Origin of the sequence: Lyngbya aestuarii BL J (genome assembly GCF_000478195.2) — a bacterium.
In the GTDB taxonomy this organism is placed as follows: Bacteria; Cyanobacteriota; Cyanobacteriia; order Cyanobacteriales; family Microcoleaceae; genus Capilliphycus; species Capilliphycus aestuarii.
Genome location: NZ_AUZM01000286.1, coordinates 1 through 815, shown reverse-complemented (window position 1 = coordinate 815; position 815 = coordinate 1). Strand labels below are relative to the sequence as shown.

Genomic DNA, 815 nt, shown 5'->3' with positions numbered 1-815 from the left:
GTGCTCTTCCGATCTTATGTTCAGCGGGGGATGGTTCATTTTAAATTGGCTGAAATCGAAGCCTCTATTCAAGATTTTGATCAAGCCGAAAAACTTGAACCAACCCTTCAGCCTTATTTATGGCAACGGGGGTTATCTTACTATTATGCTCGACAATTTCAAGCCGGAGCGAATCAATTTGAACTAGATTTAGTCGTTAATGGACAAGATTTAGAAGAAACGATTTGGCGATATCTTTGTATGGCTCAACTTTTAGGAGATGAAGCCGCAAAAGATTGTTTATTGTCAGTTCGTAATGATCCTCGAAAGGTGATGCGACAGGTTTATGAACTTTTTGCAGGAAATTGTCAGCCCGAAGATGTGATCAACACGGGGAAAAAATTAGGAAAACAAGGAGAATTTTATGCTCATCTCTATGTAGGATTATATTATGAAGCCCAAGAAAATGAAGCCCAAGCCAAAGAGTTTATTATGAAAGCTGCATCAGAATATCCCTTAGAGGATTATATGTGGCATCTGGCTGTGGTGCATCAAACGTTGCGAGAATGGGTGTAAATGCCGTTAATTTTGCTTGTTGAGGAGAATAACAAATGAGTTTGATCGGAAATATTATCTGGTTGATTTTTGGCGGTTTTATTTCGGGTTTAGGATATATTGTGGGTGGGCTGGCAACTTGTTTAACGATTATTGGGATACCTTTTGGACTGCAAGCGATTAAACTCGGTTTTGCGACGATGACTCCTTTTGGAAAGCAAAATCTGGTGTTAGATAGTTTTTCTAGTCCATTGACCCTAATTTTTAATGTGATTTGGGTG

General features: G+C 39.0%; 2 protein-coding genes. Both read left to right on the top strand.

Going from position 1 to position 815, the window contains the following annotated elements; all coding sequences use genetic code 11:
• The coding region (locus M595_RS28105) for a tetratricopeptide repeat protein (RefSeq protein WP_040484796.1) at window positions 1-555 on the top strand (555 nt) is incomplete at its 5' end.
• Window positions 556-590: 35 nt separating this feature from the next.
• Window positions 591-815 (top strand): YccF domain-containing protein (locus M595_RS28100; protein ID WP_023069939.1); only part of this gene is annotated, 225 nt, incomplete at its 3' end.